An 8,024-nucleotide genomic window follows, 5' to 3' on the forward strand; every position below is an offset into this window, starting at 1 on the left:
CTCCAGTTTTTTATTTTTTTTCTGTCCTTCCTCTCCCCTATATCTTATGTAACCTCCTAGGTTACATAAGATATATTATCGGGCGATGGATCTGTGGCAACATCCTGGAAAGACCGGGTTTCCCCTATCTGCAGAACTCTTTATTGGAATGTTCAGGGATGACTTCCACTTCAACCCGGTGGAAATTCGTCGAAATTTGAGGGCCTGGAACGAATCGATTTTCTATACTTCCATGCGAGACATGCCAGCTTCCATGTTTCTCTTTTAAATGTGAGAGAAAATAAAATATCCAGCAGCGTAATGATTTTAAATTCCAGTCTGAAACGGGAGCGAAGATTGAAAAAAAGATTATCCGTGAAAACCGGATGCGGAGTAAAATTAATGCGGCGGAAAAATCCGGACAAAGAATACAGCAATCCGCAGATCTGTCCTGACAGCATATGATCTGTAGTGGAATAACTGACATCCAGATCCAGCGCCCAGTTCTTGAACTTTTGGTAAATCAGACAGAGAAGTTTCCAGATCAGATAGATCCCGTCTCTGATGAACGGCTGATTTTTGTAAAAAGCCTGGAATTTCGAGCTGACAGCAAAATACTGCAAATCCAGACTCTGCTCATCCTGCTGGAAAATCTTGCAATAGTTAAAAATTCTAAGTCTGTGGATTGTGGCATCATCTTCAATCGACAAGGCATACCCTAAAAAAAGAAAATTAATCTGAAAATGAAAATTATGTCCCGGATAATCATAATCCAGCCTGATCCGGAATGGAATCAGGCTGAGCGCGACGATGAAGGCAGAAAATAAGCATAAGCTATAAATAATTATCATGTTTTTGACTATTAACAGCTACTTTATTATAATGAATTATCCTTTCAAATGCAAAAAAGGGAGCTGTAATATGCTGGAACGGATCAAGGAAGTCAGCCTGTTTAAGAATCTGAAAGAAGAAGAAATCAAGGGATTTCTGCCGATCATCAAGGAACGCAATTTCGAGCCAGAGCAGCGGATTTTCAAGGAAGGCGATCTTGGCAATTCCCTTTTTATCATCGAAAAGGGCGCGATCGAGATCAGAAAGCAGATTGACCCGTCATCTGACAGGGAAAAAACACTGGCTACGATCAGGGCAGGATCTTTTTTTGGTGAAATGGCGATGTACAGCGATTCGGCAAGCAGACGCTCCGCCTCTTCATACGCAATCGGCACTACCTCCTGCTTCGAGATAGACGCCCAGGATTATCATGCATTGATCAAGGCAAACCCGCATCTGTCGAGTTCTTTGTCCAGAGCCATCATCATCACGCTCAGCGAACGTTTGCGTAATACCAGCCGTGAGCTTGTGGTCCTCTATGAGACAGGAAAGATCATCGGTACCATCAAAGATGCCGACCAGCTCTGCGAAGCACTGATCAAGCACCTGAAAGATTCCCTGAAAGCTGAAGTGGCATTGATCGCTATCCACAATCCTTACGCAGACCGGATCGACGTGAAATCGACACTGGGTTTTGACAGCAGGGTGCTGGAACTGGAAATCCAGCAGAATATTGGGACTCTTGGAAAATGTTTCGCCCAGGGGACTCCAGTTGTCGCTGAAGGATTCGCATCAGATGATGTGGAACTTAAAGCTCTTCTGATCCCTGGATTTGAGATCAAGAGCCTTCTCTGTGTCCCGCTGCTTAAGGAAACCCAGACTGTAGGGCTGATACTTCTTGCTGACACCACTTCGAATTATTATACTGACTCTGAAATCAACCTGATGCTGGGTGTTTCCAGGCAGGTGGCGACTGCCATTGAGAACGCCTATTTCCACCTTGAGGAAAAGGCCCGCAAGGAATACCGGAAGCAGTACATTACGCCAGAGTTCTAAGGTTACCTGGAAACATTACCGGTCGTAGATAAAATGTGGAAAACAGAATCTCCCCATAGACCAGCTCAACCCAGGCCTATCTAACTCTTCCCTCTTCTCTCTCCTATTCAAGTAAGATTAATCCTTAGTATTACAGTTTTTGTTTAACCAGGTGCAAGTAAAGCTTGCTTTTGACTTACTTGAAATTTACTTGAACAGACGATATGATACTTCCACATCGTCGTTCTACCAGTCTAATCCAAAGCTGCTAAACAAAACGCCGGTTACAACATTATGAGGAAAAAAATCTATTCTTTCAGATTCGGTACCAAGAAATCCGCAGTCAGCCTGCCCATTGCTCTGATTATCTTGTTTCTGTACTTTTCAGTTTCTGCTGTATCTGCCAAAGCCAGGTTGATCAGGTTAAATGCTGCTCCAGCAGATAAGACACTGCAGAGCGCTCCATCCATCCAGCCACATCCCACGGTGCAGCCAAACCAGCAACCTCGCATAGCAAAGACGATTGCTCCACTCATGCAGTCAAAAAGCCTCGTCCCTGCAATATCTAATGAAATTGAACTCTATTCCGGCTGGAACCTGATTTCTCTCGGCTTGCAGCCGACCTCTGGCAGCATTGAAGTGATCTTCGCAGCCATCAGCAGCAGTATGCACTATGTAATGGGATTCTTAAGGGATACCGGCACTGGGGAAAATGAGGGTTTCAGGACATACATGAATTTGCCGGGTATCAAAGAATTCAGCAACCTGCTTACCATGGACGGATATCATGGATACTGGGTGTACATGATTTCCGATGCTACTCTGGAAGTCAGCGGGACAAGGATCTATGAAAGCCGAGAGCAGACCATGAAGTCCGGCTGGAATCTGGTCGGCAGCTGGATCAACGCCGATTCTTCGCTTCCTACAGCACTCGATTCGTCTGAAACAGTGATAGACACAATTTTTAATCAGCATCCAATTTCCGGGAAGGTCAGGTATATCATGGGATTTTACAGGAATCCGTCTGATAAAGGACCAGAAGGTTTTCGTACATTCATGAATAATTCAGCGATAAATTTCTCCACCCTCTCTTCAATGCTACCTGCTTATGGATACTGGTTCTATATGGAAGGAGACGGCATTCTGAGATACGGGAATCGAATATTATCCGGTACTGTCACGGACGACCAGACGGGTTTGCCTGTCTCAGGAGCTGGAATCTTTTTGTTGAACACCACTTATGCTACTGAGACCGACAGCAGCGGGTATTACGAGTTTTCCGACATCCCTGCCGGTACATATACCGTGATTGTTAAGTGCGACGGGATTGTAACCAAAACCATCCCTGACGTCAATGTGCAATAAAGACAAGGAGTGAATATGAAGCGCCATCTGATTCTCTTTCCGGTTCTCATTATCACAGCGATCATGATGTACGGGTGCTCTGGAGGTGGATCAGGTGGAGGCGGTACAGCAGTGGTTGCAACCAGCTTAGGCTCCATCAGCGGTCTGCTTGATGGACCTCAGAAGGCTGGAGTTGTTGTGTCAGCAGAGCAGGTTACCAACAGCATGGCTGCCAGTGTGAAGAGCAAGATGCTTGGAAAAACTGCTTCACAGAATTATTCAGCCCTGACTGACACTGATGGAAGATTCGAAATCAAGGACGTTCCAGAAGGCAGATATTTCGTCCAGGCCAGGCGCGGTGCTACTATTGTTGGACAGAAGCTTGATGTGGAAGTTAAAAAAATGGCGATCACCACGCTGAATATACAGGTGACTGCGACAGGATCTCTTTCAGGCAAAGTGACTTTGACTGGGCAAACACAGTACTCAGGAATAATGGTTTATCTTGCTGGGACTTCATATCTTGCCCTAACTGATGTAATTGGTAACTATCTCATCTCTGACATTCCTGTGAGCTTTTATACTCTGGAAGTGATGTTCCAAGGTTATGCAAATCAGAGGCTCACATCCGTGGAAGTCTTGGCGGCACAGACGCATACTTTAAATGACATGACATTAGCTCCACTTTCCACTGTTGTCAGCGGCAGAGTGCTGATGAATAATCTGTCCAGGCAGGCAGATATAACTGTTGAGGCATACAATGCCGGTAACACTCTGGTGCAATTGACCCTGACCGACTATGATGGAAATTACTACCTGCAAGGGCTGGGGAATGGAACTTTCAGGATTCAGGCAGAAAAAGTTAATTTCATTTCAATGGCAGCCACAATTGAAGTTAAGAATAGCTCGGCAGTTGTCCCTGATTTATTTTTATCACCAGCGTTAGTAGATTTTTATTACACACAAAACTCATATGAACCAAGGTTTTATAACGATTATCAATCGTGTTCTCCAAACAGTACCATTGATCTCATTTCCTGGATTACTTTTTACTATGACTTGATTATTGAATATGCTGATGGATCTCAGAAAATTAATTATGTTGGAGATGGTTTTTCTTCTGCACTCAGCGCTCCTGCGATAAGTATGAGAACTAATCCCATAACTGTTGAATGCAGCACTGCAAACAATTTAAGCAGTTTAAATCTGGACAGTGTGGGATTTGGAATTGCAAACGGAACAAAGTATACAGCTCCTTCTATAGGTGTCTTGGAAACCGTTGAATGCACTTATTCTGAAAATGGGATTAGTAAATCTATTCACATTGGTATAAGTTGTGATGCTACAGGTAATAATGGCATCTGGACAGTTAAAAATGGGGGTGGTTCAATAGCAAACGGCATATTTACTGCTCCATCTTCTGCCGGGACTTCCACATTAACCTGCACTTACACTGAAAACGGGAAAACTGCTTCTGCTGACTTGACCGTGAATTCCCATCAAGTTACCTCAATCTCGTTGAACCAGAACTCCCTGACTTTGGAGCTTTTTAGTGGCAGCTACAATCTCAACAATATAGGGGCAACCGGCACTTTCAATGACTCTACAACAGCAACCGTCACACCAACCTGGTCCACAACCTCAAGCGTAGGTTCTATTAATGGAACCACCTTTACTTTATCATCCACAGGAAGCGCTGTATTAACTGCGACCTATGCTGGACAGACTGCAAATTTAACAGTGACTGTCACCAATCCTCCAAATGCTGTGTCTAGTTTTGTCGCCCTGCCCTGGGATTCCACTGAAATCGACCTGTACTGCAAAACTCCAGGGAACCTTAACGGTGGGATGACCCTTGTGATTGTACGAAAAAGCGGCAGCTATCCTAGCTCAGCCACTGATGGAACCGTTATCCTTACTGAGACCAGCCCCACAGTAAGCACCTGGTACAAGATGTATGACACAAGTCTGACCAGTGGATCAACCAATTACTACTCCGCATTCGTTATTAATGTTACAGATACCAGCTCTGCGATTAGTTCTGCAGCGAAAGCTAATGGGACTCAGAGCAACAACAGCGTCCAGCAGTTTATATCCATAAATGGAAGCAGTGGCGCAGTTGGCGACAGGGTGTATGCGTTGAGCACGACTGCTGGATCGACTGCCCTTATGTGTGGCAGGAGCACGATTACCACATCTGGAGCAATACCCCTATTCAACGTAATTACTGAAGACCCGGCTGGTATAGGCAATGGTGGAGTGAGGAACACAGCCATCAAATTCTACATCGCTGGCCACCTCTGCACCTCTATACCTTCCATGGTTTTCAACGGATCCACGCAACCATTGCCTGAGACAGTGACAATCACTTATTAACTTTTCTTTAGAAACACCCTGGAATTGTCATTTTAAGGGTGTTTTCCATTGAAAGGGTTTGAATCGTGTAGGTGAAAAGTGATAGAAACTTCCCAGGTCTAAGTAAACACATAGAGCTGGGGTCAGGTCGTAATTTGGGTAAGTTATTTGGAACGACCAGACCCCATCTTTGAAAGATTGTACATATTTTGTTAGGTATGATTCACCCTGACTTCGAACAGGTTTTTCCTATTTTAGCCGCTCCCGGATATGGTGGGGTCGAGAGGGACGCTCCAAACCGTGGGTAAAGACGCAGAAACTTTCTTAGTCAGATAATCCATTCTATTATCAAACATATGGCGATAGCGTGCCTTGAGAGAAGCAGAATTCTTTTACTCCCCGCCGGGGTGTTCAGAGGGGCGCAGTCCCTCTGATTGGTGGGATTTCAAGGGGAGGATAAAGTCCTCCCCTTGAGTAGACCCGAGATTCACTGCCCAACAAAAAAGCCACCCCTGAGGATGGCTTTCTTTATTTTACCAGGTTAGTGCTTATCAGTCCGGCAGCGTCGCGTCCTGCCTTCTCTTGCTCCCGCAATACGGGCAGTATTTCCAGTCCAGGTTGAGCATTTCCTTGCAGCCCGGACAGGTGATCCTCATCGTGATCTTGTCCTTTTCCTGGTTGAGATGCAGCTTCACCAGGCTCTTGACAGGATCAATGATCAGGGACCGTTTCCACTCCTTGACTGCTTCCATTTCCAGACCAGTTTCAAAGTAATGCAGGCCGCGGTAATAATGGATCAGGGCCAGGTTGCTCTTGGCGGAATCATACTCAGGATTCAGTTCCAGAGCCTTTTTGATCGATTCCAGAGCTTCCTCGAAGCGTTTGAGCTTGATCAGAATCACTCCGCGGATATTATAATAATCCGGGTAATTCGGCTTTTTCCGGCAGGCGATCTCAATCTCCATCAGGGCGTCCTGAAACTGATTCTTGTTCATATACTCCAGCGCCATCCGCTTGTGAGCGGAAGTCGCTTCTTCCCTCTTCGTCACAGTCAGGCCGAAAGTATCCATATAGTTCGGGTCCAGCAGATAAGCGCGTTCAAAAGCTTTCACAGCATCGTCTTTCAGACCGCTGTCTGAATAAGTGACCCCCAGATTCACATATGCTTCCACATAAGTCTGATTCAGGGAGATGGCCTGCTTGAAATACTTGATGGCCTGCATAGTCTTTCCTTCTTCGTACGCCCTGATGCCCTGCATGTTCTGAAAATCGGGGAAAGTTTCCTTGTCTTTCTGCATGTTGTGACCTCGCTAGTTTATTGTTTTTACGAATAGATATCTGTTTACCTGCTCCCAGGAAAGTCTTGAAAACTTTGTATCTGGAAAATTACGGATGATTTTCTTGTATTCATGAAAAGCGCTCTGAAAATCCCCGCTGGATTCATACGCCATGGCCAGCAGGTATCTGTCTTCGGCATTCAGAGGGGTGTCCTGAAGTTCCTTCTGCAGGCAGGCTATCGCCGATTTGATCAGGCCTTTTTCCGACTTGCCCAGTATCTTGTCATCAACTGTTACAGCCTTCAGATAAAGAATGAATGCCTGCTTGACGTTTTCGCTGTCATACATGCTCATAGCCTGGGTAAACAGATTTTCCGAAAGCTGCTGCAGCGGAGTGAGATGGCCTTGTGCAGATGTAACATTGTATGCAAAACACAGGGAAACATTGATCGCCAGGAATATCACCAGTGCAGTTTTCATATACCGATCCTTTGCTTGATCTTACGGCAGAGCCGGAACAGGATTCTGCCGCCACGCTCGATCTCTGATTCGAGACGTTTCCTCTCAAAGCCATCACCATAGATATTGATGATGAATATTTCTTCAGCAAACATTGTCTTTTTTCCGCACCACATACTCTTTTTTGCCCTCAGGTTTTTTATCGGCTGAATCATTGGAAAATAAAGACTATTATCTGCAAATTGGTATGCTGGTATCTCTGAATTTTTCCCAAAACACCTTCGGTCGTTTTGGGAAACCGGATATGTTAATATGTGAAGGATGAGGACAGCCCCTGGCCATTATTCCGGTTTTACTTTGCTGGAACTGATCATTGTTCTGGCATTGATCATCATCCTCAGTGTCGCTGTCGTACCTTACGTGGCAAGCATGATTACAGACCAGCGCGAAATAAATACCAGGTTCACCGAAAAAACTATTGCTGAGGCAATCTCTGCTTATTATAAAATTTCTTATGATACAAGTCTGAAACCATTGAAGCCATTGGAGCAGACTATTGACCCGATTCAGTATCTGGTTGCGCACAATTTCCTCAATTTTATCCCAAAAGACAGCTGTGACAGGGATTTCAGGGTGGAAATCAACACCACAAAAGCGGGAAGCCGTTCAGGCGTCAACGGGGAAACAGCTGTGGATGTTTATATCGGGGAATATTATCTGACTATCAGATCAGGAGGGCCGGAT

General features: G+C 45.1%; 8 protein-coding genes. 4 read left to right on the forward strand and 4 right to left on the reverse strand.

Annotated features, from left to right (window positions below; genetic code table 11):
• Window positions 1–170: 170 nt before the first annotated feature.
• Entirely contained in the window at window positions 171–830 is a 660-nt protein-coding gene (locus PHW04_18700; GenBank protein MDD2717923.1) for a hypothetical protein, read from the reverse strand.
• Between the two features lie 70 nt (window positions 831–900).
• On the opposite strand from PHW04_18700, the gene PHW04_18705 reads away from it, so the two are divergent.
• The 3 genes from PHW04_18705 (at window position 901) to PHW04_18715 (ending at window position 5,565) form a co-directional block, all read left to right on the forward strand.
• Entirely contained in the window at window positions 901–1,866 is a 966-nt protein-coding gene (locus tag PHW04_18705; protein MDD2717924.1) for a cyclic nucleotide-binding domain-containing protein, read from the forward strand.
• A 273-nt stretch (window positions 1,867–2,139) separates the two neighbouring features.
• The gene (locus PHW04_18710; GenBank protein ID MDD2717925.1) at window positions 2,140–3,210 is read left to right on the forward strand and encodes a carboxypeptidase-like regulatory domain-containing protein; all 1,071 of its coding nucleotides are present in this window, start codon (window positions 2,140–2,142) and stop codon (window positions 3,208–3,210) included.
• Between the two features lie 15 nt (window positions 3,211–3,225).
• Complete coding sequence (locus PHW04_18715; GenBank protein ID MDD2717926.1) at window positions 3,226–5,565, forward strand: hypothetical protein; 2,340 nt, start codon at window positions 3,226–3,228, stop codon at window positions 5,563–5,565.
• 530 nt (window positions 5,566–6,095) lie between these two features.
• On the opposite strand, the gene PHW04_18720 is transcribed toward PHW04_18715, so the two are convergent.
• The 3 genes from PHW04_18720 to PHW04_18730 are packed head-to-tail and all read right to left on the reverse strand — an operon-like array spanning window position 6,096 to window position 7,456.
• Window positions 6,096–6,842, reverse strand: coding sequence for a tetratricopeptide repeat protein (locus PHW04_18720; GenBank protein MDD2717927.1), 747 nt, complete (start codon window positions 6,840–6,842; stop codon window positions 6,096–6,098).
• Between the two features lie 12 nt (window positions 6,843–6,854).
• Window positions 6,855–7,301, reverse strand: a complete 447-nt coding sequence (locus PHW04_18725; GenBank protein MDD2717928.1) for a hypothetical protein — start codon at window positions 7,299–7,301, stop codon at window positions 6,855–6,857.
• A complete protein-coding gene (locus PHW04_18730; GenBank protein ID MDD2717929.1) occupies window positions 7,298–7,456 on the reverse strand; it encodes a hypothetical protein in 159 nt (52 codons plus the stop codon). The genes PHW04_18725 and PHW04_18730 overlap by 4 nt, the downstream gene beginning before the upstream one ends.
• A gap of 145 nt (window positions 7,457–7,601) precedes the next feature.
• Between PHW04_18730 and PHW04_18735 the strand changes: the two genes are divergently transcribed.
• Window positions 7,602–8,024, forward strand: a 423-nt coding sequence (locus PHW04_18735) for a prepilin-type N-terminal cleavage/methylation domain-containing protein (protein ID MDD2717930.1), incomplete at its 3' end; no start/stop codon positions are given.

It is taken from the genome of Candidatus Wallbacteria bacterium, from assembly GCA_028687545.1.
GTDB lineage: Bacteria > Muiribacteriota > JAQTZZ01 > JAQTZZ01 > JAQTZZ01 > JAQTZZ01.